Origin of the sequence: Streptomyces herbicida, from assembly GCF_032656585.1 — a bacterium.
Classification (GTDB): Bacteria; Actinomycetota; Actinomycetes; order Streptomycetales; family Streptomycetaceae; genus Streptomyces; species Streptomyces herbicida.
Genome location: NZ_JAUYWJ010000011.1, coordinates 227,860 through 251,588 on the forward strand (window position 1 = coordinate 227,860; position 23,729 = coordinate 251,588).

At 71.3% G+C, this 23,729-nt stretch carries 26 protein-coding genes and 1 pseudogene; 15 read left to right on the plus strand and 12 right to left on the minus strand.

Features of this window, described 5'->3' with window-relative positions; genetic code table 11:
* Position 1 precedes the first annotated feature (1 nt).
* Positions 2-1,009: a serine hydrolase gene (locus Q8A52_RS23985; RefSeq protein WP_316755011.1), complete on the minus strand. Its 1,008-nt coding sequence runs from the start codon at positions 1,007-1,009 to the stop codon at positions 2-4.
* 149 nt (positions 1,010-1,158) lie between these two features.
* Here Q8A52_RS23985 and Q8A52_RS23990 point away from each other — a divergent pair, with 149 nt between their 5' ends.
* Complete coding sequence (locus Q8A52_RS23990; RefSeq protein ID WP_316755013.1) at positions 1,159-1,890, plus strand: SseB family protein; 732 nt, start codon at positions 1,159-1,161, stop codon at positions 1,888-1,890.
* A gap of 43 nt (positions 1,891-1,933) precedes the next feature.
* Here the strand turns inward: Q8A52_RS23990 and Q8A52_RS23995 are convergent, their stop codons facing one another.
* Complete coding sequence (locus Q8A52_RS23995; RefSeq protein WP_316755015.1) at positions 1,934-2,278, minus strand: DUF1844 domain-containing protein; 345 nt, start codon at positions 2,276-2,278, stop codon at positions 1,934-1,936.
* Between the two features lie 368 nt (positions 2,279-2,646).
* Between Q8A52_RS23995 and infC the strand changes: the two genes are divergently transcribed.
* From infC to Q8A52_RS24045, 10 genes are all read left to right on the plus strand, one after another.
* On the plus strand, positions 2,647-3,327 hold the full coding sequence (gene infC / locus Q8A52_RS24000) for a translation initiation factor IF-3 (RefSeq protein ID WP_316755016.1): 681 nt from the start codon (positions 2,647-2,649) through the stop codon (positions 3,325-3,327).
* 110 nt (positions 3,328-3,437) lie between these two features.
* Positions 3,438-3,632, plus strand: coding sequence for a 50S ribosomal protein L35 (gene rpmI, locus Q8A52_RS24005; RefSeq protein WP_004933563.1), 195 nt, complete (start codon positions 3,438-3,440; stop codon positions 3,630-3,632).
* Positions 3,633-3,742: 110 nt separating this feature from the next.
* Complete coding sequence (gene rplT / locus Q8A52_RS24010; RefSeq protein WP_030381833.1) at positions 3,743-4,126, plus strand: 50S ribosomal protein L20; 384 nt, start codon at positions 3,743-3,745, stop codon at positions 4,124-4,126.
* Positions 4,127-4,235: 109 nt separating this feature from the next.
* Entirely contained in the window at positions 4,236-5,096 is an 861-nt protein-coding gene (locus Q8A52_RS24015; RefSeq protein WP_316755020.1) for a TrmH family RNA methyltransferase, read from the plus strand.
* Between the two features lie 90 nt (positions 5,097-5,186).
* Complete coding sequence (locus Q8A52_RS24020; RefSeq protein WP_316755022.1) at positions 5,187-6,341, plus strand: sensor histidine kinase; 1,155 nt, start codon at positions 5,187-5,189, stop codon at positions 6,339-6,341.
* A gap of 127 nt (positions 6,342-6,468) precedes the next feature.
* Positions 6,469-7,590 (plus strand): phenylalanine--tRNA ligase subunit alpha, encoded by a 1,122-nt coding sequence (gene pheS / locus Q8A52_RS24025; protein ID WP_316755024.1) that lies wholly within the window; start codon positions 6,469-6,471, stop codon positions 7,588-7,590.
* Positions 7,590-10,145, plus strand: coding sequence for a phenylalanine--tRNA ligase subunit beta (locus Q8A52_RS24030; RefSeq protein WP_316755026.1), 2,556 nt, complete (start codon positions 7,590-7,592; stop codon positions 10,143-10,145). The genes pheS and Q8A52_RS24030 overlap by 1 nt, the downstream gene beginning before the upstream one ends.
* Before the next feature lie 334 nt (positions 10,146-10,479).
* Positions 10,480-11,598 (plus strand): PP2C family protein-serine/threonine phosphatase, encoded by a 1,119-nt coding sequence (locus Q8A52_RS24035; RefSeq protein ID WP_408649241.1) that lies wholly within the window; start codon positions 10,480-10,482, stop codon positions 11,596-11,598.
* A gap of 221 nt (positions 11,599-11,819) precedes the next feature.
* Positions 11,820-13,160 carry a transcriptional regulator gene (locus tag Q8A52_RS24040; RefSeq protein ID WP_316755028.1) on the plus strand — a complete coding sequence of 447 codons (1,341 nt, stop codon included), beginning with the start codon at positions 11,820-11,822 and terminating at the stop codon, positions 13,158-13,160.
* A 67-nt stretch (positions 13,161-13,227) separates the two neighbouring features.
* Positions 13,228-13,764, plus strand: a complete 537-nt coding sequence (locus tag Q8A52_RS24045; protein ID WP_316755031.1) for an NUDIX hydrolase — start codon at positions 13,228-13,230, stop codon at positions 13,762-13,764.
* Here the strand turns inward: Q8A52_RS24045 and Q8A52_RS24050 are convergent.
* Both Q8A52_RS24050 and Q8A52_RS24055 read right to left on the minus strand, forming a co-directional pair.
* Positions 13,761-14,018: a hypothetical protein gene (locus tag Q8A52_RS24050; protein ID WP_316755033.1), complete on the minus strand. Its 258-nt coding sequence runs from the start codon at positions 14,016-14,018 to the stop codon at positions 13,761-13,763. The two genes, Q8A52_RS24045 and Q8A52_RS24050, sit on opposite strands and share 4 nt — an antisense overlap.
* A 191-nt stretch (positions 14,019-14,209) precedes the next feature.
* Positions 14,210-15,070: a 3-hydroxybutyryl-CoA dehydrogenase gene (locus Q8A52_RS24055; RefSeq protein ID WP_316755035.1), complete on the minus strand. Its 861-nt coding sequence runs from the start codon at positions 15,068-15,070 to the stop codon at positions 14,210-14,212.
* Between the two features lie 171 nt (positions 15,071-15,241).
* On the opposite strand from Q8A52_RS24055, the gene Q8A52_RS24060 reads away from it, so the two are divergent.
* On the plus strand, positions 15,242-16,465 hold the full coding sequence (locus tag Q8A52_RS24060) for a glycoside hydrolase family 10 protein (protein WP_316755037.1): 1,224 nt from the start codon (positions 15,242-15,244) through the stop codon (positions 16,463-16,465).
* Between the two features lies 1 nt (position 16,466).
* Here Q8A52_RS24060 and Q8A52_RS24065 read toward each other — a convergent pair whose 3' ends face one another.
* Together Q8A52_RS24065 and Q8A52_RS24070 are read right to left on the minus strand one after the other, a co-directional pair.
* Positions 16,467-16,670 carry a DUF1918 domain-containing protein gene (locus Q8A52_RS24065; protein ID WP_316755039.1) on the minus strand — a complete coding sequence of 68 codons (204 nt, stop codon included), beginning with the start codon at positions 16,668-16,670 and terminating at the stop codon, positions 16,467-16,469.
* A 13-nt stretch (positions 16,671-16,683) separates the two neighbouring features.
* Positions 16,684-17,601, minus strand: coding sequence for a DMT family transporter (locus tag Q8A52_RS24070; RefSeq protein ID WP_316755041.1), 918 nt, complete (start codon positions 17,599-17,601; stop codon positions 16,684-16,686).
* Here Q8A52_RS24070 and Q8A52_RS24075 point away from each other — a divergent pair.
* Positions 17,600-19,036 (plus strand): aminotransferase-like domain-containing protein, encoded by a 1,437-nt coding sequence (locus tag Q8A52_RS24075; protein ID WP_316755044.1) that lies wholly within the window; start codon positions 17,600-17,602, stop codon positions 19,034-19,036. The genes Q8A52_RS24070 and Q8A52_RS24075 overlap by 2 nt on opposite strands.
* Here the strand turns inward: Q8A52_RS24075 and Q8A52_RS24080 are convergent.
* Positions 19,033-19,517: pseudogene (locus Q8A52_RS24080) on the minus strand (DUF6461 domain-containing protein). The gene Q8A52_RS24075 and the pseudogene Q8A52_RS24080 sit on opposite strands and share 4 nt — an antisense overlap.
* Here Q8A52_RS24080 and Q8A52_RS24085 point away from each other — a divergent pair.
* Entirely contained in the window at positions 19,516-19,971 is a 456-nt protein-coding gene (locus tag Q8A52_RS24085; protein ID WP_316755048.1) for a GNAT family N-acetyltransferase, read from the plus strand. The pseudogene Q8A52_RS24080 and the gene Q8A52_RS24085 overlap by 2 nt on opposite strands.
* Before the next feature lie 119 nt (positions 19,972-20,090).
* Complete coding sequence (locus tag Q8A52_RS24090; protein WP_316755050.1) at positions 20,091-20,684, plus strand: histidine phosphatase family protein; 594 nt, start codon at positions 20,091-20,093, stop codon at positions 20,682-20,684.
* Here the strand turns inward: Q8A52_RS24090 and Q8A52_RS24095 are convergent.
* The 5 genes from Q8A52_RS24095 to Q8A52_RS24115 form a co-directional block, all read right to left on the minus strand.
* Positions 20,666-21,109, minus strand: a complete 444-nt coding sequence (locus Q8A52_RS24095) for a DUF6314 family protein (RefSeq protein ID WP_316755254.1) — start codon at positions 21,107-21,109, stop codon at positions 20,666-20,668. The two genes, Q8A52_RS24090 and Q8A52_RS24095, sit on opposite strands and share 19 nt — an antisense overlap.
* A gap of 2 nt (positions 21,110-21,111) precedes the next feature.
* Positions 21,112-21,273 (minus strand): hypothetical protein, encoded by a 162-nt coding sequence (locus Q8A52_RS24100; RefSeq protein WP_316755052.1) that lies wholly within the window; start codon positions 21,271-21,273, stop codon positions 21,112-21,114.
* Between the two features lie 177 nt (positions 21,274-21,450).
* Positions 21,451-21,891, minus strand: coding sequence for a carboxymuconolactone decarboxylase family protein (locus tag Q8A52_RS24105; RefSeq protein WP_316755054.1), 441 nt, complete (start codon positions 21,889-21,891; stop codon positions 21,451-21,453).
* A 63-nt stretch (positions 21,892-21,954) separates the two neighbouring features.
* On the minus strand, positions 21,955-22,227 hold the full coding sequence (locus Q8A52_RS24110) for a MerR family transcriptional regulator (protein WP_316755056.1): 273 nt from the start codon (positions 22,225-22,227) through the stop codon (positions 21,955-21,957).
* Positions 22,228-22,386: 159 nt separating this feature from the next.
* Positions 22,387-23,538 carry a glutathione-independent formaldehyde dehydrogenase gene (locus Q8A52_RS24115; RefSeq protein ID WP_316755058.1) on the minus strand — a complete coding sequence of 384 codons (1,152 nt, stop codon included), beginning with the start codon at positions 23,536-23,538 and terminating at the stop codon, positions 22,387-22,389.
* Between the last annotated feature and the right edge of the window lie 191 nt (positions 23,539-23,729).

A 23,729-nucleotide genomic window follows, 5' to 3' on the forward strand; every position in this document is an offset into this window, starting at 1 on the left:
GTCAGCCCGTCGCGGTCGCCGTCGCCGAGGCCGACGCGGACGCCGAGTCACCACGGGTGAACGCCGACACGGCCGCCTTCGCCGCCGCCTCGACCAGGGAGATGCCCTTCGCCTGCGAGGCGCTGCCGTTCGACAGGACGGCCACCAGGTAGGCGGTGCCGCCGACCGTCACGCGCCCGATGCTGTTGACGTCCCACAGGCCGGTCGTGCTGCGCGGCAGCCAGCCGTTCTTCAGCGCCCATCCGGAGCCGTCCGTCACGGCGGAGACCCCCCAGTGCTGGTCGGCCTCGATGTTCTTCATCAGCCGCTGGAGATACGCCCGCGAGGCCTCGGTCAGCTTTGAGTCGTCCCCGAACACCTGCTGCAGCAGGACGAGTTGGTCGGCGGCCGTGGTCTGGGTCAGCCCCCACAGCGCGCCGTCGCCGCCCTCCGTCTCCGTGAGACCGAAGCGCTTGTTCGCCGCGTCGAGGCCGTCCGCCCGGCCGATGGCGTTCCACAGCGCCGTCGCGGAGGCGTTGTCGCTGTTCTCGATCATCTTCGTGGCGTACGCCTTCTCGGCCGCCGTGAGATGCCGGCCGGCGTCCTGCGCCTGGAGCAGCAGCGTCGCCAGGATGTCGACCTTGACGATGCTCGCGGTGTCGAAGGCCGCGTCGCCGTAGTCGGCGCTCTCGCCGGAGTCCAGACTCAGCACCGCGGCCGACACCTTGGCCGAGGCCGGGACCGTCACCGACTTCATGGCCTCGGTCAGCCGCGCCACGCGGTCGACTGCCGGCTCCGTCACGGGTTCCACCGATTCCTCCCCGCTCGCCGAGGCCGATGACGATGACGAGGACGTGGGCGACGGCGACCTGGCCGAGGATACGGGGCCCGAGTGGGCCCGCGCCGTCACGTACGCCGTGCCGCCGGCCGTGACCCCGGCCATGGCGGCGACGGCGAGCGCGGTGTGGACGAACGTACGGCCCCGGGACGGACGAGCGCGGCGGCGACGGCGGGCTCGGGAAGACTCCATGCCGCGATGCTCGGGGCGCGGACTGTGCGGGCCGTGAGACCGGTGTTAGAAGCTCGTCAGGGAAATCTGAGATTCCGGTGAATCCGGTGACCACGAGGTTTCGGGGCCCGCACAAGCCCAGCAGCATCCCCCCGATAGGGTCGGGGACCGTGGCGAACAAGAACATTCCCGACCCCGGCTACTCCGACGACGACGGCTCCGCCGATCCCCGGCTGAGTGCCGCGCTCGCCGCCTGGGCCGAGGACCGCACCGCCGTGGGGCCCGTCCTGGAGGCGCTCAAGGGCGCCCGGCTGCTCGTCCCGGTCGTCGCCGTGCTCGGCGAGGTCGAGGAGGACGAGAACGGGCTGCGCCGCGAGAAGACCAGCGACATGGCCGTACCGACCCTGAAGGCCGGCCACCGCACCGCGCTGCCCGCCTTCACCTCCACGGACGCGCTGGCCCTCTGGGACCCCGGCGCCCGCCCGGTGGCCGTACCCCTGCACCAGGCGCTGCAGGCCGCCGCGCACGAGAAGGCGGACACGGTGGTACTGGACATGTCCGGTCCGGTGCCGTTCGAGCTGACCGGGCCCGCGCTGCTCGCGCTCGCCGAGGGCCGCACCACGACCGACCCGCTCACCGACCCTGCCGTCCTCGATGCCGTGCGCGCCGCCGTGGCCGCCGAGCCCGCCGTGCTGAGCGCCCACCTCGGCCCCGGGGAGGCCGACGGCACCCTCGCCCTGGTCCTGGACCCGGCCGCCGCCCCCGCCGAGGCCGCGCGTGCGGTCGCCCGGCGGCTCGCGGCCGACGAAACACTCAGGGCCCGCCTGGTGCGGGGCCTCGACCTGGCACTGCTGCCGGCCGGGACCACGCCTCCGGGCGAGCCCCTGTACGTACGCGGATGACCGTGAGCGGACGACCGTACGCGGATGAGCGGATGAGAACGGACTAGCCGTAGACGGGCCCGGTGTACTTCTCGCCGGGGCCCTGGCCCGGCTCGTCCGGGACGATCGACGCCTCGCGGAAAGCCAGCTGCAGCGACTTCAGGCCGTCGCGCAGCGGCGCGGCGTGGAAGGAGCTGATCTCGGTCGCGCTCGCGTCCAGCAGACCGGCGAGGGCGGTCACGAGCTTGCGGGCCTCGTCCAGGTCCTTGTGCTTCTCGCCCTCCTCGGTCAGACCGAGCTTCACGGCCGCGGCGCTCATCAGGTTGACGGCGACCGTCACGATCACCTCGACCGCGGGGACCTCGGCGATGTCGCGGGTCATGGAGTCGAAGTCGGGGGTCTCACTCATGACCCACACGATAGGTGCACCACGGGCGCCCTCCCCACTTGGCCCTGATTAGCCCTTCCCGCCCGATGCTGCTAACCTTGTGTGACGACCGGCCGGACAGGCATGCCACACGGCGAGCAGGCCCGGCCCACAAGTGGAGGCTCCGATCTCCCACCTGACCGTCCCCCGGGACGGCAGGTCACCCCGGTCAGGCGGCCACCACCGTTCCGTACGGACGGTGGAGTCGCCCGAAACGCGCCCCGCGGTCATCGCGACGGTGCTCCGGCAGTGTTTTGGAGCCCCGCCTGTGATCGTCCGGGGCATTTTTTGTGCTTCGGCGCGGTTAGGTCTTACGAACAGAGACATACGCGGCTGTCCGCCAGACCGCCGTGTGGTGCTACCGAGGAGGATCCATCAGCGCCGAGCCCCGCATCAACGACCGGATTCGCGTTCCCGAGGTGCGACTTGTCGGTCCCAGTGGCGAGCAGGTGGGCATTGTCCCGCTGGCCAAGGCACTGGAGCTTGCGCAGGAGTACGACCTGGACCTGGTCGAGGTCGCGGCGAACGCCCGTCCGCCCGTGTGCAAGCTCATGGACTACGGGAAGTTCAAGTACGAGTCGGCCATGAAGGCCCGTGAGGCGCGCAAGAACCAGGCGCACACGGTCATCAAGGAGATGAAGCTCCGGCCGAAGATCGACCCGCACGACTATGACACCAAGAAGGGTCACGTCGTCCGGTTCCTCAAGCAGGGCGACAAGGTCAAGATCACGATCATGTTCCGTGGTCGCGAGCAGTCCCGGCCCGAGCTGGGCTACCGACTGCTGCAGCGCCTCGCGGAGGACGTCCAGGACCTCGGTTTCGTGGAGTCGAACCCGAAGCAGGACGGCCGAAACATGATCATGGTTCTCGGTCCGCACAAGAAGAAGACCGAGGCGATGGCCGAGGCCCGTCAGGCGCAGGAGGCCCGCAAGGCGTCCGCGAAGGCCAACCCGGGCCGCTCGCAGAACTCCGCGGACCTCGAGAACGCCGAGACCGCCGAGGCCCCTGCCGAGGCTTCCGCCGAGGCGTGATCCCGGGGGCGTGAGCCCCAAGGACGTAACCGATACAAGAGCGACGCTCCACCGTGCCCGGTTTTCGCAACCGGGCATCGGAGCGCCACCGACGAGGAGAGAACGGCGCTATGCCGAAGAACAAGTCGCACAGCGGTGCCAGCAAGCGCTTCAAGGTCACCGGCTCCGGCAAGGTGCTCCGTGAGCGCGCCGGCAAGCGCCACCTGCTCGAGCACAAGTCGTCCCGTGTGACGCGTCGCCTCACCGGCAACGCCGAGATGGCCCCGGGCGACGCCGCGAAGATCAAGAAGCTTCTCGGCAAGTGACGCGCCGGCGCCCGATCGTCCGATCGATCCGCGCCAGACGTCAGGACCGGGACCCAATCGTTTTCGGGCCGCGTGAGGACAACCGCGGCCCCGCTACAAGGAGTTAACAAGTGGCACGCGTCAAGCGGGCAGTCAACGCCCACAAGAAGCGCCGGGCGATCCTCGAGCAGGCCTCCGGCTACCGCGGTCAGCGTTCGCGCCTGTACCGCAAGGCCAAGGAGCAGGTCACCCACTCGCTGGTCTACAACTACAACGACCGCAAGAAGCGCAAGGGCGACTTCCGTCAGCTGTGGATCCAGCGCATCAACGCCGCTGCCCGCGCCAACGGAATGACCTACAACCGCTTCATCCAGGGTCTGAAGGCCGCGAACGTCGAGGTCGACCGCAAGATCCTGGCCGAGCTGGCCGTCAACGACGCGAACGCCTTCGCCGCGCTCGTCGAGGTCGCCCAGAAGGCGCTGCCGTCGGACGTCAACGCCCCCAAGGCGGCGTGACGCCGGCCCTGAGCCGACGTACTGAAGGACCCGCAGGCCGGAGGCCTGCGGGTCCTGCTGTTGCCGGGAGACATACGCTGAACATCCGAGCCGCTGAAGGTGAACGACCATGCCCCCCGCCACCCCCGAGCTGATCTCACCCCGCTCCGCGCGTGTGGCCGCCGCCCGGCGGCTGGCCAGGCGGAACTTCCGGGGCAAGGACCGGCTGTTCCTCGCGGAGGGGCCGCAGGCCGTGCGCGAGGCGGCGGCGCACCGGGTCGACGGTGCCGCCACGCTCGTCGAGCTGTTCGCCACCGTCGAGGCCGCCGAGCGGTACGCCGACCTCGTGGGCGAGGCCCGGACCGCCGGGGCCCGGATCCACCTCGCCTCCGAGGAGGTGATCGCCGACATCTCCACCACGGTCACCCCGCAGGGGCTGGTCGGAGTGTGCCGGTTCCTCGACACGCCCTTCGAGGAGATCCTCGAGGCCCGGCCCAAGCTGGTCGCCGTGCTCGCGCACGTACGCGATCCCGGCAACGCCGGCACCGTGCTGCGCTGCGCCGACGCGGCCGGCGCCGAGGCCGTCGTCCTGACCGACGCCTCCGTCGACCTGTACAACCCCAAGGCCGTGCGCGCCTCCGTGGGCTCGCTGTTCCATCTGCCCGTCGCCGTCGGCGTCCCCGTCGAGCGGGCGGTCGAGGGCCTCAAGGACGCCGGTGTGCGCATCCTCGCCGCCGACGGGGCCGGTACGGACGACCTCGACGACGAGCTCGACAAGGGCACCATGGGCGGGCCCACCGCCTGGGTGTTCGGGAACGAGGCCTGGGGGCTCCCGGAGGAGACGCGCGCCCTCGCGGACGCGGTCGTGCGGGTCCCGATCCACGGAAAGGCCGAAAGCCTGAACCTGGCCACCGCCGCCGCCGTATGTCTCTACGCGTCGGCCCGTGCACAGCGTGCCTCCGGAGGGTGCCGCTCCGTCACCGAGAGCTAGTAGGGTGACCAGCTCGGGGGTCTTCCCCCGAGCTCTCGGCTGCGCGCGAGCAGGGGGACCCCCATGCCGACTGAGAGGTGGAGTGCGGGGATGAGTGTCGGCACGAGCAGTGCGCCGGGAGGGCGGGACGTGCACCGGGTACCCGCGCCCCGGCACGGTGATCTCGCCGGACTCGGCATCGACCCCGACGAGCTGCCCGACGGCCTGGTCGTCGCCGACGAGCACGGGTACGTCATCTGCTTCAACGCGGCCGCCGCCCGCATCACCGCCGTCTGCGCCGCCGACGCCCTCGGCCACCGCCTGGAGAAGGCGCTGCCGTTAGAGGACCTGGAGGGGCGGCGTTGGTGGCAGGTCACCGATCCGTACGGCGGGCTCGCCATCCGGGTCGGGCAGCCCGAGCGCAATCTGCTGCTGCCCGGCGGGCGGGAAGTACTCGTATCGGCCCGGTACGTCCGTACCGAGCCCACCGGGCCGGTCCGCCGTGTCGTCGTGTCCCTGCGCGACACCGAGGCCCGGCGCCGCACCGAACGCAGTCACGCCGAGCTGATCGCGACCGTCGCCCATGAGCTGCGCTCCCCGCTCACCTCGGTCAAGGGTTTCACCGCCACACTGCTCGCCAAGTGGGAACGCTTCACCGACGACCAGAAGCGGCTGATGCTGGAGACCGTCGACGCCGACGCCGACCGGGTCACCCGGCTGATCGCCGAGCTCCTGGACATCTCCCGCATCGACTCGGGGCGGCTGGAGGTGCGCCGCCAGCCCGTGGACATGGGCGCGGCCGTCGGGCGGCACATCCAGGCGTACGTCGCGGCCGGGCAGCCCGCCGACCGGTTCCTGCTGCGCATCGAGCAGCCGCTGCCCGCCCTGTGGGCCGACCCCGACAAGGTCGACCAGGTCCTCAGCAACCTGCTGGAAAATGCCGTGCGGCACGGCGAGGGAACCGTCACGATTGACGTCACGCCCTCGGCGTCCCCGCGCGAAGGGGAGGACGCCGGGACCGCAGCGAACACAGCCACGTCGGTCACGGTGAGCGACGAGGGGCCCGGCATCCCGGAGGAATCCATGAACCGCGTCTTCACCCGCTTCTGGCGGGGCAGCAAGCGCGGTGGCACGGGCCTCGGGCTGTATATCGTCAAGGGCATCGTCGAGGCCCACGGCGGCACCATCACGGTCGGCCGCGCCCCCGGCGGCGGCGCGGAATTCCGATTTACCCTGCCCGTGGCCACCCCGGCGTATCTCGCCTGACGGCCCACGGGCGCATTCGCACACCCCCCACCCCGTTAGACTCGGCCTTTGGCACCTTTGTGTCCTGCATACGGCCCTGAACCGGTCACGGGGACCATCCGCCAGCCAATCGGAAGCACGGGAAGAGATGTCGGCACCGAATAAGTCGTACGACCCTGTCGAGGTCGAGGCGTTGAAACCGGAAGAGATCGAGCGCATGCGGGACGAGGCGCTCGCCGCCTTCGCCGCCGCGGACTCCCTCGACGCGCTCCAGGAGGCCAAGGTCGCCCACACCGGCGGCACCTCCCCGCTGGCCCTCGCCAACCGCGAGATCGGCGCCCTGCCCCCGCATGCCAAGGCCGCCGCCGGCAAGCTGGTCGGCCAGGCGCGTGGAGCGGTGAACAAGGGCCTCGCCGCCCGTCAGGCCGAGCTGGAGGCCGAGCGCGACGCCCGCGTGCTGGTCGAGGAGGCGGTGGACGTCACGCTGCCGTACGACCGCGTACCGGCCGGCGCCCGCCACCCGCTGACCACGCTCTCCGAGCGCATCGAGGACGTCTTCGTGGCCATGGGCTACGAGGTCGCCGAGGGCCCTCAGGTCGAGGCCGAGTGGTTCAACTTCGACGCCCTGAACATCGGCCCGGACCACCCGGCCCGCGGCGAGGCCGACACGTTCTTCGTGCAGGGCCCCCAGGGCGGCACCGAGTCCGGTGTCGTGCTGCGCACCCACACCTCGCCCGTGCAGATCCGTTCGCTGCTCGACCGCGAGCTGCCCGTGTACGTGATCTGCCCCGGCCGTGTGTACCGCACCGACGAGCTGGACGCCACGCACACCCCGGTCTTCCACCAGGTCGAGCTGCTCGCCGTCGACGAGGGTCTGACCATGGCCGACCTCAAGGGCACCCTGGACCACATGGTCCAGTCCCTGTTCGGCGAGGGCATGAAGACCCGGCTGCGGCCGAACTTCTTCCCGTTCACCGAGCCGTCCGCCGAGATGGACATGGTGTGCTACGTCTGCCGCGGCGAGTCCGTCGGCAACCCGGACCGCCCCTGCCGCACCTGCTCCAGCGAGGGCTGGATCGAGCTGGGCGGCTGCGGCATGGTCAACCCCAAGGTGCTGACCGCCTGCGGCGTCGACCCGGAGAAGTACAGCGGATTCGCCTTCGGGTTCGGCATCGAGCGGATGCTGATGTTCCGCCACAACGTCGAAGACATGCGAGACATGGTCGAGGGTGACGTCCGGTTCACCCGGCCGTTCGGGATGGAGATCTGATGCGGGTCCCGCTTTCTTGGCTGCGGGAGTACGTCGACCTGCCGGCGACCGAGACCGGCCGTGACGTCCAGGCCAAGATCATTTCCGCAGGTCTCGAGGTGGAGACCGTCGAGCACCTGGGTGCCGGCCTCAAGGGCCCGCTGGTCGTGGGCCAGGTGCTCACCATCGAGGAGCTGACGGAGTTCAAGAAGCCGATCCGCTTCTGCACCGTCGACGTCGGCCGGGCCAACGGCACCGGCGAGCCCCAGGAGCTCATCTGCGGCGCCCGTAACTTCCAGGTCGGCGACAAGGTCGTCGTGGTCCTCCCCGGCGCCGTGCTGCCCGGCGGGTTCGAGATCGCCGCGCGCAAGACGTACGGCAGGACGTCCCACGGCATGATCTGCTCCACCGGCGAGCTGGGCATGGGCGACGACGGCACGCACGGCATCATCGTGCTGCCCCCGGAGACCGAGGTCGGCAAGGACGCGATCGAGCTCCTGGAGCTGGTCGACGAGGTCCTCGACATCGCCGTCACCGCCAACCGCGGCGACTGCCTGTCGATCCGCGGTGTCGCCCGCGAGACCGCCATCGCCTACGGCCTGCCGCTGCGGGACCCGGCGCTCATCGACGTGCCCGCCCCGAACGCCTTCGGCTACCCGGTCCAGGTCTCCGACCCGACCGGCTGCGACCGCTTCACGGCCCGGACCGTCACCGGCCTGGACCCGGAGGCGCGCTCTCCGATCTGGCTGCAGCGCCGCCTGCAGAAGGTCGGCATGCGCCCGATCTCGCTCGCCGTCGACATCACCAACTACGTGATGATGGAGCTCGGCCAGCCGCTGCACGCCTACGACCGCAATCTGGTCCAGGGCACCATCGGCGTGCGCCGCGCGGAGGAGGGCGAGAAGCTCGTCACTCTCGACGGCGTCGAGCGCAAGCTGCATGCCGAGGACCTGGTGATCACCGACGAGCGGGGCCCGATCGGCCTGGCCGGTGTCATGGGCGGCGCCAACACCGAGATCGCCGACCTCTCCCAAGCTCTCGACTCCGCTCGAGCAGGGGGGACCCCCATCGACCTGAAGAACGCGAGCACCGAGGTCGTCATCGAGGCCGCGCACTTCGACCAGATCTCGATCGCCCGCACGGCCCGCCGCCACAAGCTGTCCTCCGAGGCGTCCCGGCGCTTCGAGCGCGGCGTCGACCCGCAGGCCGCCGCCGCGGCGGCCCAGCGCACGGTCGACCTGCTGGTGCTGCTCGCGGGTGGTACGGCGGACGCGGGTGTCACCGAGGTGAGCGCCCCCACGGCGCCGCACACCATCACCACCCCGGCCGACCACCCGGACAAGGTGGCGGGTGTCGAGTACGGCCGCGAGAGCGTCGTACGGCGGCTCCAGGAGATCGGCTGCGACGTGTACGGGCAGGACGAGCTGACCGTCACCGTCCCGTCCTGGCGGCCCGACCTCACCGAGCCGAACGATCTGGCGGAGGAGGTCATCCGGCTCGAGGGCTACGAGAACCTGCCCTCCACGCTGCCCAAGCTCCCCTCGGGCCGCGGCCTGACCCACCGGCAGCGTCTGCACCGCCGCGTCGGCCGGGCCCTGGCGGGCGCGGGCTACGTCGAGGCGCCGACCTACCCGTTCATCGCCGAGCAGGTCTTCGACCAGCTGGGCCTGGACGCCGACGACCCGGCCCGCCGTGTCGTGAAGCTGACGAACCCGCTCAATGACGAGGAGCCCGCGCTCCGCACGTCGCTGCTGCCGGGACTGCTGGGCGCGCTGCGCCGCAACGACGGCCGTGGTACGCACGACCTGGCGCTGTTCGAGACCGGTCTGGTCTTCCACCCGGCCGAGGAGCACAAGGCCGCCGCGAACCTGCCCGTGGACCGGCGTCCGACCGACGAGGAGCTCGCCGAGCTGAACGCCGCGCTGCCCGAGCAGCCGCGCCATGTCGCCGTCGTCCTCGCGGGCGCCCGCGAGCAGGCCGGCTGGTGGGGCAAGGGCCGCCCGGCCGACTGGGCCGACGCGGTCGAGGCCGCCCGCACGGTCGCCCGTGAGGCCGGCGCCGAGCTGGTCGTCCGCAAGGGCCAGTACGGGCCGTGGCACCCGGGCCGCACCGCAGAGCTCGTGGTCGTCACCGAGGGCACCGAGCGCGTCGTGGGCCACGCGGGCGAGCTGCACCCGCGCGTCCTCAAGGCCCTCGGCCTGCCCGACCGCACCAGCGCGATGGAGCTGGACCTGGACGCGCTGGAGCAGGTCGGCGACGGCGCACCGCAGGCGCCGAGCATCTCCACGTTCCCGGTCGCCACGCAGGACGTCGCCCTGGTCGTCGACAAGTCGGTCCCGCACGCGGACGTCGAGGCCGCGCTGCGCGAGGGCGCCGGTGAACTGCTGGAGGCCATCCGGCTGTTCGACGTGTACGAGAGCGCCGAGCAGCTGGGCGAGGACAAGAAGTCGCTCGCCTACGCGCTGCGCTTCCGCGCCTCCGACCGCACGCTGACCGTGGACGAGGCGTCCACGGCCCGCGACGCGGCGGTGGCGCTGGCCGCCGAGCGGACCGGGGCGGTGCTCCGCGGGGCGTGATCCCAGCACGCGGGAAGGGGGCGGGTCCGGCACTCCGGATCCGCCCCTCTCCGTTGTGACCTGCATAAATGCAGGCGTCCGGAGATTGCTCACTCATTCGGGTGAGAACCCGGGGCGATCCGGCCGTTTCGGGTCATGACATCGCAAGAATCGGACCGGCCTTTCGGGGTCGGTCCGTCTGCTCTGTCAGGGCCTACATGGGGGGGCCATCGGCATGATCCGCATCAAGGCTGGGGTTTCCCGCAGGAGGCGGCCCCACACGCATTCACGGGGGCCTGCCCGAAGGGCGCTGCCGGCGTGGGTCCGGACCCGGGCCCGCCACCCCTGCCGCACCTTGCGCAGGAGAAGCGTCCACCGTCCGGACCCCGCGGACGACCGCCCTGCCGTACGGAAGCCCGAGCGCCGGTCGCTGCGCGGTGCGTTCACCCTCGGGCTGCCCACGGTGTGGGGCGCCGTGGCGATCTCGTACAAGTTCGGCTGTCCGCTCGCCCTGCAGGAGGGGCTCGGCGCGCGGATCGTCACCAGCGCCGTGTTCTTCGCGGTCGGTACCGGGCTGATATTCCATGTCCGCCGGGCGCTGCTGCATGAGCTGAGGCAGGTCCGCAAGGTCGCGGGCGCCGCGCAGAGCGTGCTGCTGCGGCCGCTGCCCCCGCGTCTCGACGGCCTGGGCGTGGCCGCCGCCCAGCTGTCCGCCGACCGTGGCGCGGCCATCGGCGGTGATCTGTACGAGGCGATCGCCACCGAACACGGCGTACGGTTCGTGATGGGTGACGTGCGCGGCCACGGACTACCCGCCATCGGCACGGCGGCCGCCCTCCTCGGCAGCTTCCGGGAGGCCGCGCACGACGAGCCGGAACTCGGCGGTGTGCTACGGCGCCTGGAGCGCGCGCTCGCCCGTCATCTGCGCGAGCGCTCCCGCGCGGAACACCCCTCCAGCGGCCGGGAGCCCGACACCCCGCTCGCCGAGGAGTTCGTCACCGTGCTCCTGCTGGAGATCCGCCGGGACGGCGAACTCCGCGCACTCAACTGCGGACACCCCTGGCCGTATCTGCTCAGTGCCCATGGCGTCGGCCCACTCGCCCGCGCCGAACCCCTGCCACCCCTGGGCCCGTTCCCCCTGCCGCCCGACCTGGACGTCAAACGCTGCGGCCACCTGCTCCCCGGCGAGTCCCTGGTCCTGTACACGGACGGCGCGGAGGACGCGAGGGACGCGCACGGCACGTTCTTCTCTCTGCCGTCGGTCCTGACGGAGGCGACCCGCGACTGCCAGGTCTCACCCCAGACGATCCTCCGCACGGTCTTCACCGCCCTGCTCCGCCACACCGGCGGCAGGCCCACGGACGACATCGCCGTACTGGTACTACGCAATGATCGCCGGCAACGGCGTACCTCAGGGGCGCGGGGAACTGCGCGACCAGCCCCACGCGACCCGCAGCCGACAACGCACCTCTGACGCCCCACGCCTTGGTCGCCCGGCCGAAGCCAACGGCCAGGCCACCGCACTGTACGAGGGGGAGCCGGCGGCCCGGCCGGCCTCTTGCGAGGCATTTCAGTCAACCGACTGGAAACTCTCCGCAACAGTGCGCGCACAGCCCGGATGCGCGCACTCGGTTCACACCCCGTGTGAACGCAACCGCACTAGTCTGACGGCACCAGGCCACCCGGGGGGCATCCATGCAGCCCAACACTCTGCTCGACGCGATCCTGGACGAGGCGGGGATCTCGCACGCCGGTCTCGCCGCCCACGTGAACCAGGCGGGCCGGACGCGGGGTCTCGCGCTTCGCTACGAACACACCGCCGTGGCAAGGTGGTTGAAGGGACAGCGGCCGCGCGGTCAGGTGCCCGACCTGATCTGCGAGGTGCTGGCCGTCCGACTGCACCGGCCCGTCACGCTCGACGACATCGGCCTGGGCGTGCCGGGCGAGCCCTCGACGCCGAACGGCACCTCGCTGTCCGGCTTCGTGGAGCGCGCCACCGCCCTGTGGCGCTCCGACGAGCAGCAACGCCCGCACATACTGGGCGCGCCCGCCGTCACCGGCACCCCGGCCGTGATGCCGGTGTGGGAGTGGGAGAACCCGCCCGAGGACGTCGATGTCTCCCGGGGCGGCCGGCACCGGGTCACCTCGGCCGACATCGAGATGCTGCGCGCCGCCCGCACCCACTACGAGCAGATGTACCGCAAGGCGGGCGGCATCGCGACGCGCACCCGCATAGTCGGCTTCCTCAACGCCGAGGCGGCCCCGTTGCTGCGCGGCAGCTACACCGACGCCACGGGTCGTCAACTGCACCGTGCGACGGGTGGGTTGGTGGCGGTCGCGGGCATCTGCGCCTACGACTCCGACGCGCACGGCCTCGCCCAGCGCTACTTCCACCAGGCCCTGCGCCTGGCGAAGGCCAGCGGGGACCGGGGGCTCGGGGCGTATGTCATCGCGCTGCTCGTCAATCAGGCGCTGTTCATGAAGGAGTACCGCCAGGCCGTCGCCTTCGCGGAGGCCGCGCTGCGCGCCGCCGGCAAGCACATCACCCCCGCTCTCGCCTCGGACCTGTACGCGATGCAGGCCAAGGCGTACGCCCACCTCGGCGACGGCACGAGCGCGCTGTCCTGCATCCGGCGTGCCGAGACGGCCGCCGAACGCATCCGGCGCGGATACGAACCCGACGAGACCGGCTATGTCCAGCCGGGCCTGGTCAACGTCCAGGTGGCCGAGGCGCTGCTCAGCCTCGGCGAACTCGCGGCGGCCCGGGAGCATGCCGCGGCCGCCGTGGACAACCCCGCCCACGACCGGGGCCGGGTGCACCGGCTCGCCATGCTCAGCACGATCGAGCTGCGTCAGGGCAATGCCGACAAAGCGGTGGTCACGGCCGTGCAGATGGCCGAACAGGCCCGCGGAATGGAGTCCCAGCGGCTGCGCGACAGACTCCGTGCGGTACGCGAACACCTGGTGCGCAGCGGCGGTGCCGGAACCGCTGAAGCCGCCGAACTCATCGACGGGGCACTGCGCGTACCGCTGTAGGCGCACGGTAGGCCGGAAGGGTCCCTGCTGCGATATTGCCACTTACTCGGCGGAAGGTGGCAGAACCGTGCAGTGGACGAAACAGAACGAACAAACTGTGTACGCAAACCGCTGGTTCAGCGTCAATCTCGCAGATGTCGAGCTGCCGGACGGCCGGCACCTCGACCACTTCCTGATACGGCTGCGGCCCGTTGCCGTGGCCACGGTGGTGAACGAGGCCAACGAGGTCCTCCTCCTGTGGCGCCACCGCTTCATCACGGACAGCTGGGGGTGGGAACTGGCCGCGGGCGTCGTGGAGGACGGTGAGGACATCGCGCGTGCGGCCGCCAGGGAACTCGAGGAGGAGACCGGCTGGCGGCCGGGGCCCCTGCACCACCTCATGAGCGTGGAGCCGTCCAACGGCCTCACCGACGCCCGGCACCACATCTACTGGGCCGACGAGGGCGAGTACGTCGGACATCCCGTGGACGACTTCGAGTCGGACCGCCGGGAGTGGGTTCCCCTCAAACTCGTCCCGGACATGATCGCCCGTGGGGAGGTCCCGGCCGCCAACATGGCGGCCGCGTTACTCCTGCTGCACCACCTCAGGCTCGCCGATGATTAGTGGGCCAGCGCCTGCCAGATCGTCACGACGAGCGCTCCCAATGCCGTGAGCGCGGCGACCGAGGGCAGCGGCCAGCGTGCGTGTTCGAGCGAGACCATGCGGGTGTTCAGCTCCTCCAACTCCTTGGCGGTCTCCTTCGTGCGATGGCTGAGCAGCGCCAGTCCGCCCTCGACACGGGCGTAGGCCACATCGAGGCGACGACGTAACTCTGCGAGTTCTCCATGGACCACGGGATGCTCGGGATCGGCGGCCACGGGTCCGCTCCTTTCCGTAGTTGTCTCTCGTCCCTTGCATGCGCATGAGAGTCAACTCGCCTGGTGGACGCGTGGGGAGCGTGTGCGAAGGGCATATGCGTGCCCGGTGCGCACACGGTGTGTGAAAGGCGCGGGCCCGGCACCGTCAGCCGGTGCCGGGCCCGCGTGAGCCGGTGGACTACCTTGCGTAATCAGCCGTAGGTGTAGAAGCCCGAGCCGGTCTTCCGGCCCAGCCGGCCCGCCTCGACCATGCGCTGGAGCAGCGGGGGAGCGGCGTACAGCGGCTCCTTGTACTCCTCGTACATCGAATTGGCGATGGAGACGATCGTGTCCAGGCCGATCAGGTCGGACAGCTTCAGCGGGCCCATCGGGTGGGCGCAGCCCATCTCCATGCCGTTGTCGATGTCCTCGCGGCCCGCGATGCCCGACTCGAACATGCGGATGGCGGACAGCAGATAGGGCACCAGCAGCGCGTTCACCACGAAGCCCGAGCGGTCCTGAGCGCGGATCGCGTGCTTGCCGAGCACTTTCTCGGCGAAGAGCTGGGCCCGGCCGAGCGTGCCCTCGGAAGTGGTGAGCGCCGGGATCAGCTCGACGAGCTGCTGCACCGGGGCCGGGTTGAAGAAGTGGATGCCGACGACGTGGTCCGGGCGCGAGGTGGCGACCGCCAGCTTCACCAGCGGGATGGAGGAGGTGTTGGAGGCCAGGATCGCGTCCGCCCGGGTCACCACCTGGTCGAGCACCTGGAAGATCTCCGTCTTCACCTGCTCGTTCTCCACGACGGCCTCGATGACCAGGTCGCGGTCCGCGAACTCGCCGAGGTCGGTGGTGAAGCTCAGCCGCGCCAGCGTCGCGTCCCGCTCCTCCTCGGTGATCTTGCCGCGCTCGGCGGCCTTGGCCAAGGAGTTGAACAGCCGGGTGCGGCCGATCTCCAGTGCCTCGCCGGTGGTCTCGGCGACCTTCACGTCCAGTCCCGCGCGGGCGCAGACCTCGGCGATACCCGCGCCCATCTGGCCGCAGCCCACGACTCCGACGCGCTCGATGTCGGTCACATCGTTCCCTTCGCTGGTGTTCTCCGGCTCCGGCAGGACCTCCGGGTTCGGCGCCTGCTCCGATCGTGCACGTTACTCCCAAGTATCGATGATCGATCGTCCGGGTGGGGGCATCCTTGGGCCCGAGACGATCCGTGATGGAGCGGACCCGGAGCGTATGGGGGTGTGCGGATGGTGCGAGTGTCCCGCCGGGCGTTCACCCTGGCGGCGCTGTCCACCCTCACGATGGCACAGGGTTCGACGGCGGCGCCGCGGGATCCCCGGGCGGTCGGCGAAATGCGGGGCGTGTGGCTCGCGACCGTCGAGAACCGCGACTGGCCCTCGCGCACGGGTCTGTCCGCGGCCGAGCAGCGCACCGAGCTGATCGCCCACCTCGACAGGGCGGCCCGCGACCGGCTGAACACGGTGCTCCTCCAGGTGCGGCCCACGGCGGACGCGCTGTGGCCCTCGCCGTACGAGCCGTGGTCCCGCTTCCTCACCGGCACCCAGGGCAAGCCACCGGGCTGGGACCCGCTGGGCACCGCCGTGACGGAGGCCCATGTCCGCGGCCTCCAGCTGCACGCCTGGTTCAACCCGTACCGGATCGCCAACCACGACGACCCCACCCGACTCGTCGCCTCCCACCCGGCCCGCAAGCACCCCCACTGGGTGGTGCCGTACGCGGGCAGGCTCTACTACAACCCGGGCCTGCCCGAGGTCCGCGCCTTCGTCCAGGACGCGATGCTCGACGCCGTGGCGAAGTATCCGGTCGACGCCGTCCACTTCGACGACTACTTCTACCCGTATCCGGTGCCCGGCCAGAGCTTCGACGACGACGCCGCGTACGACACGTACGGCGCAGAGTTCGCGAACCGCGCCGCCTGGCGCCGCGACAACATCAACAAGCTGGTGCAGGAGATCGCCGCCAGGATCAAGGAGATCCGGCCCGGCGCACAGTTCGGGATCAGCCCGTGCGGGGTGTGGCGCAACGCCACCTCCGACTCACAGGGCTCCGACACCCGGGCGGGTGTGCAGGCGTACGACGACGTGTACGCGGACACCCGCAGATGGGTCCGCGAGAGCTGGATCGACTACGTCGTCCCTCAGGTGTACTGGCACATCGGCTTCGCCGCCGCCGACTACGCCCGACTGGTGCCGTGGTGGGCACAGGTGGCGAAAGGCACCAGGACCAGGCTCTACATCGGCGAGGCCCTGTACAAGGCGGGCGCCGAGGGCCGGCCCTCGGCCTGGCAGGACCCGGTCGAGCTGTCCCGCCACCTCACTCTCGCCGCCCGTCACCCCGAGGTGCGCGGGCACGTCTTCTTCGCAGCCAAGGAGGTCGCGAAGGACCGGGCCGGCGCGATGGCACGGGTGATCGCCGACCACTATCGGCAGTCGGCGAACCCGCCGCGCTGATCTACTGTGCCCGGTGTTCCTGTTGCTGGTGACGGACCTCGCAGTCGGGGCCGGGGGACATGACGGCCTCGTGTCCGTCCGGGAAGCGGACGCGGTAGGGCGGGTTGCCCTCCGTCCCCAGCACTTCGACGACTTCGGTGACCTGGTCGTGTTGGCCGACCACCCTGCCGTGCTGGACAAGCTGGTCGCCCACGGTTGCGCGCATCTGTGGGCCCTCCTCACGAACGCGATCGTTGGGTGACGGCGATGCACACGAGCACTGCGGCGGCGGTCAGCGGAGCTGCCGCCGTGAGGTGCTCGCCCAGCAGCAGCACCGACCACACCAGTGTGAGCAGCGGCTGGGCCAACTGCAACTGGCTGGCCTTCGGAATGCCGATGGCCGCCATGCCCCGGTACCAGACCACGAGGCCGAGGAACTGTGAGCCCACTGCGACCCACAGCAGTCCGGCCACGCCGTGCGCGCTCAGCCGCACCGGCTCGTACGACAGTGCCAGCGCGGCCGCGCCGGCGGAGAGCGGCAGACACAGCACCAGCGCCCAGCCGATGACCTGCCAGCCCGGCATGACCCGGGCCAGCCGCCCGCCCTCGGTGTAGCCCGCCGCGCACACCAGCAGCGCCGCGAACAGGTAGCCGTCGGCGGTGGTCAGCGCGCCGCCGCTCTGCTGGACGGTGAAGGCGAGGACCGCGGCCGCGCCGGCGAGGGCGGCCGTCCAGAAGGTGCGGGAGGGCCGGGTGCCCATGCGCAGGGCGGAGCAGAGTGCGGTGGTGAGCGGCAGCAGGCCCACGACGACGGCCGCGTGCGAGGTGGTGGAGGTCTCCAGGGCGAGCGTGGTCAGCAGCGGGAAGCCGCACACCACTCCGGCCGCCACCACGGCCAGCCCCGCCCAGTGCCGGCGGTCGGGCAGCGGGACGCGCAGAGCGAGCAGGCAGGAGCCCGCGATCACCGCCGCGAGGACGCTGCGCACCGACACCAGCGACCAGGGGCCGAAGCCCTCCAGACCCCATGCGGTGGCGGGAAAGGTGAGGGAGAAGGCGATGACGCCCAGGGCTGCCTGGACGGTGCCCAGACCGGGGCGCTCCCGGTGGACGGTGACCGCTACCGGGGTCGGCGCAGTAGCGCTACTCTGTACTCTCATGCAAGAGAGTAGCAGTGTCAGTGAACTGGCCAACCAGCTGCGACAAGAACTCGACCGCTACTCACCCGGAGGAAAGCTCCCGTCGAGTCGGGTGCTCGTCCAGCGCTTCCGGGTGAGCCCGGTGACCGTCTCGCGCGCCCTGGCCCAGCTGGCCGCCGAGGGCCTGGTGGTCACCCGCCCCGGGGCAGGCGCGTTCCGCGCACGCCCGCGTACCGCGGCCGCGCCCGCGGGAGACACCTCCTGGCAGGAGGTCGCGCTCAGCGCCGACGTCGCCACCGATCTCGTGCCGCGAACCGTGGATGCCTCCGGGGTGACGGTCTCGCTCGCCGCCCCGCCGCCCGGCGTGCTGGAGTTCAGCGGCGGCTATCTGCACCCGTCGCTGCAGCCCGAGCGGGCGATGGCCGCGGCCCTGGCCCGCGCCGGGCGGCGCCCCGGCGCCTGGGGGCGGCCGCCCCTGGAGGGGCTGCCCGAGCTGCGGGAGTGGTTCGCGCGGAGCATCGGCGGCGCGGTCGGCGCGGCCGAGGTGCTGATCGCCGCGGGCGGTCAGTCCGCGCTGGCCACCGCCCTGCGCGCGCTCGCCCCGCCCGGCGCCCCGGTGCTCGTCGAGTCACCCACCTACCCGGGCATGCTGGCGATCGCCCGCGCGGCAGGACTGCGCCCCGTGCCCGTGCCGGTGGATCCCGACGGGGTGAAGCCGGAGCTGCTCGCCGACGCGTTCCGGGCGACCGGCGCGCGGCTGTTCGTCTGCCAGCCCCTGTTCCAGAACCCGACCGGCGCCGTACTCGCCCCAGCCCGGCGCGCCGAGGTGCTGCGCATCGCCCGCGCCGCCGGCGCCTTCGTGATCGAGGACGACTTCGTACGACGGCTGGTGCACGCGGACGCGGGCCCGCTGCCGCGTCCACTGGCCGCCGACGACTCGGACGGTGTCGTCGTCCACGTCGGCTCGCTGACCAAGGCGACGTCGCCCAGCTTCCGGGTCAGCGCTCTGGCCGCCCGCGGCCCCGTGCTGGAACGGCTCCGGGCCATCCAGGTCGTCGACAGCTTCTTCGTCCCCCGGCCCCTCCAGGAGGCTGCGCTCGAACTCGTCGGATCGCCCGCCTGGCCGCGTCATCTGCGCACCGTCTCCGCCGAGTTGAAGACCCGCCGCGACGCGCTGACCACCGCGCTCCGGCTCCACCTGCCCGAACTCGCCCTGCCGCACGTCCCGTCCGGCGGCTACCACCTCTGGCTCCGCCTCCCCGACGGCACCGAGGAGCCCGCCCTGACCGCCGCCGCCCTGCGAGCGGGCGTGGCGATCACCCCCGGCCGCCCGTACTTCAGCGCCGAACCCCCCGCCGCCCACATCCGGTTGAGCTTCGCGGCGGTCGCGGGGACGGGCGAGATCACCGAGGGAGTACGACGGTTGCGGGCGGCGTGCGACGAGGTCTTGCGCTAGGACTCGGCACCCCCGCAGACGAACTCCACCGACTCGAACAGCTCCGGCGTCAGGCGCACACCCGTGATCCGGTGCGCCGGCGCGAAGGCGTCCACCGCGTGCAGAGCGCGGTCACGCTCGTCGTCCTGGCTCGGATCGAAGCCGGACTCCCGCATGCGGGCCAGGAGTTCGTCCGGGTGAGGTCGCCGTCCTCGAACCAGTGGAAGTGGTCCACCGCGTCGATGTTCCGGAAGTGCGACACCACTGTGCGGCCCCGGGAGACCGGGAGCACCAGCTCGTCGGTGATGCCGGCACAGCCGTTGTACTCCACCATCAGCGACCGGTCACCGACGGCGGCCACGGGGGCGAGCAGCCGGTCGTCGTACGACGGCTCGGACAGCGCCTCGACGCCGGTGACCCGCACGGTCGGCTCGGCTCCCAGGTGCCCCGCACCGGAATCCGTTCGACGCCGGCCCGGCTGAGCTGGGAGGATCCCGCGCATGAGCGACGTACCTGACCTGCCCGCGGGCTATGAGTTCTCCGCCGACACCGATCGCGTCGACGTCGATCGCGTCCACCGCTGGCTGTCGACCGACGCGTACTGGGCGGTGGGGCGCCCGCGCGAGAAGCAGGACCATGCGATGGCGGCCTCGCTCAATTTCGGGGTGTACGAGACGGCCTCGGGGGAGCAGGTGGCGTACGCGCGCGTGGTGACCGACCGGGCGCTGTTCGGCTGGCTCGCCGACGTCTACGTCGACCCGTCGGTGCGCGGGAAGGGCATCGGCACGGCACTGGTCGGGGGAATCCGCGAACACCTGCGGGGGTACGGACTGCGGCGCGTCCTGCTCGCGACCCATGACGCGCACGGGGTCTACGAGAAGCTCGGCTTCGCCCCGCTCGAACGGCCGGACCAGTGGATGGCGCTGTACCTCGAGACATCCGGTGACACGAATTAACCCTGCTTTCTCCCGATTTGTCCGGCAGATCCTGACCTCGCAGTAAGGATTTGCAAACCTCGGGTAACTGGCATGCAACGCCCCTTGACCTGTGTACTTGCGCGGCAGACCATCTCCGCATGCAACTTCGGGTCACGTTCGTCGCCGCCGCGCGCAGCTCGCCGCTGCTCGCGGAGCGCTTTCAGGACGACCGCCCGCTGGACCAGGCGGGCTGGGACGAGGTGCAGCACGCCGCGTGGGAGCTGCTGCCACTGGCCACGGCCGAGCTGCGCTACTGTTCGCCGACGCCGCGCAGTCGCGCCACGGGTGACGCCCTGGGCTATCACCCACTGGTGCAGCTCGCCCTGCGGGACTGCGACATGGGCCGCTGGCGCGGGTTCACTCTCGGCGAGGCGATGGCCCGCGAGCCGGAGGCGGTGGACGCCTGGCTCGCCGACCCGCGCTCGACGCCGCACGGGGGTGAGTCCCTGCTGGCGTTCATCTCCCGGATCGGCGGCTGGCTGGAGACCCGGCCCGCCGACGACGGCGGCCGTATCGTCGCGGTCGCCGAGCCCTCCGTGATCCGCGCGGCGCTCGTGTACGTCCTGAAGGCGCCGCCCGCGAGCTACTGGAACATCGATGTCCGCCCCTTGTCGACGACGACCGTCACGGGCCGCGCGGGCCGCTGGAACCTCCGTTTCGACGGGGCGGCGACTCAGCCCACGCGCGCGTAGTCGGTGGTCAGCACGAGGTCCTTCGCGGGGCCGCCGACGTGCCACACCGTCCGCCAGTGGTCCTCGTCCCGGACGGTGAACTCGCCCCGGTAGAGGTCCGCGGAGCAGGGGTGGTCGACGACGTGCCGTCCGGAGGTCAGGTCCAGGTCGTGGAAGGGCCGCCCGTCGGCGAAGCGGACGTCCGCGGTGCCCGGCGTCTTCCCGGGCAGGAAGCGCAGGGTCCGCTCGGCGGGACGGGTCACGCCCTGCCAGGTGAACATGCCGGACTCCTCGTGCAGCAGTCCGCCCCCGTTCAGTGGACGGAAGACGGTGGTGCCCTCGAACCGCCCCTCGGCGCCGCTCGCCAGGTCCCGCACGGTCCGCTCCACCCGCCAGTGCCCGGCCAGGTGAGCCAGCACGTCCGGCACGGGCCGGAACTCGCCCATCGTCATCCCTTCCTCGCTCGGCGGCGCGGACCGCCGGGGGAGCCGGTGGGTGCCTTGCGCCCGGCCCGGAGCCGGATCTCGTGGTGCGAGGCCTGCCTCGTGGCCCGGAAGGCCTCCTCGTGGGCGGCCGACGCGCCGCCGACACCCGCGCACACCGCACCCATGCCCTCGACCTTACGTCCCCGCGCGGGCCCCGTTGACGTGCTCACACCCGTTGCCTGCCTCGCCGTTCGAGGTCTGATCGCGAAGGTCGTCGACGCCCGGTCCTCGGCGGCCCGTACGGCTGTCGACCTGGGCGGTGCCGAGGTCACGCCGAGGGCCCCGGGCGGCCACCCTGCGGATCAGGCAGGGGTTACCGCGGAGTCGTCCGCGGGCTGCTGTCCGAGCGGCAGCAGCCCGCGCTCGGCGAGGACCTTCTTCGCGACGAACGTGGCGTTGAGCGCCTTGGGGAAGCCGCAGTACCCGGCGGAGTGCAGCAGCGCCTCGACGATCTGCTCGGGCGTGAGGCCCACGTTCAGGGCCGCGTTGATGTGCACCTCCAGCTGCGGCTCACAGCCGCCGAGCGCGGTGAGCATGCCCAGCGTCACCAACTGGCGGTCCCGGGGGGCCAGTTCGGGCCGGGCGTAGATCTCCCCGAAGCCCCAGGAGACTATCTGGTGGCCGAGTTCGGGACTGATGTCCGCGAGCGAGTCGATGACCCGCCGGCCTGCCTCGCCGTCGACGCTCTCCAGTACGTTCAGACCGCGGGCGAAGCGCTCTTCACGGGTGGTGCTCTCGCTCATGTGGGCTCATCCGTCCCCGACTGCCGCTCTTGGAGCAGTCGTTCGATGGGGTCCCCGCGCCCTTCAGGCGTGGGGAAGGGCGATCTTGTCGTGCAGCGCGGACGCGTTGCGCCTGGGCGCCCGGATCCGGTCGGCCGGCACGGCGGGATGCTCCCGGAGCATCGCCGGCCGGTCCGCGACCGTGCCGTGCCCCTCGGCCCGCAGCCCCGCGAACCGCTGCAGGCCGGCCTTCTCGTAGCAGCGCAGCGTGTCGTGCGAGCGTCCGGTGCGCTCGGCGGCCGGGGCGATGGTCGACGAAGGCTCCCGCTCCTGCGGGAGAGGGCGTCCGCTGCTCATGACAAGAACGGTAGGACTTGGAGCGCACTCCAGGTCAAACTCACTTCGTCGGCACCAGCCGAGCGCCTCTGAGCAGGACGCACGGGGCGCACGGGACAGCCGGTGTCCCGTGCGCCCGGACCCTTCCTCTGCTTCGTGGGTGTCACTACATCGTGGGTGCTACGCCGCGAGTGCGTGCTCGGGGTGCAGCACGACCTTGGTGTAGCCCTCGATCCGCTTGTCGAACTTCTCATACGCCGCCGGTGCCTGGTCCAGCGGCAGCTCGTGGGAGACCACGAAGCTGGGCTTGGCCCGCCCGGCGATGATCATGTCGCGCAGCTGACGGTTGTACTGCTTGACGTTGCACTGGCCCGTGCCCATCTGCTGGCCCTTCTCGAACATCTTGCCGATCGAGACCAGGAGCTGGCCGTGCTTGGCGTTCTCGTCGGGTCCGCCCGGGTCGGACGGAACGTACAGGCCCGGTACGCCGAGCATGCCGGTCGCCCGTACCGTCGCGACGAGTTCGTTGAGGACGTAGGCCGGTTCCTCGTGGCTCGCGTCGTGTGCCTGGGCCTGGTACCCGACGGCGTCCACGCCCTTGTCGGTGCCCTCTCCTCCCGTCTGTTCCTTGATCTGCTCGGCCGGGTCGCCCTTGGTGAAGTCGATGGGGATGGCCCCGATCTCCGCCGCCTTGGCGAGACGCTCCGGCACCCGGTCGACGGAGAACACCTTGGACGCACCGCGCAGCAGCGCGGAGTAGGCGGCCATCAGTCCCACGGGCCCGGCGCCGTACACGGCCACGCTCTCGCCGGGTATGACCTTGGCGAGTTCGCATCCGTGGTAGCCGGTCGGGAAGATGTCGGCGAGCAGGACGAAGTCCGTCTCGAACTCTTCACCCGGCGGCAGCTTCAGGCAGTTGAAGTCGGCGAAGGGTACGCGCAGCAGCTCTGCCTGGCCGCCCGTGTACGGTCCCATCGCCACGTATCCGTACGCCCCGCCCGCGAAGCCCGGATTGACCGTCAGGCAGAACCCGGTCTTCCCGGCGAGGCAGTTCTTGCAGAATCCGCACGCGACGTTGAAGGGCATCACGACACGGTCTCCCTGGGACAGGGTCATCACGCCGCTACCGACCTCCTCGACCACGCCGAGGTTCTCGTGTCCGAAGACTATGCCCGGCTCCGCCGCCGTGCGGCCCTCGTACATGTGCAGATCCGAGCCGCAGATCGCGGTCGACGTGACGCGTACGAGCACGTCGTTGGGGTGCTGGATCCGTGGATCGTCCACGTCTCGCACGGCCACGTGGAAAGGCTCCTCGTATACGACCGCTTTCACCTCGGTCACCTCCGCATCGAACTGTGATGACGGCGGCGACGGCGGGCCGCTACCGGGGGGCACTCAAGCAGGCGCGGGCCATCGGTCTGTGCCGTGGCCCCGGGGGCGCTCTCGCTTCACCGCCGGACACTTCCAGAAAACGCCCCTGCGGTGCCGACCGCAACCTCCCGCGAGGGGGTGGCGGGCTCCTT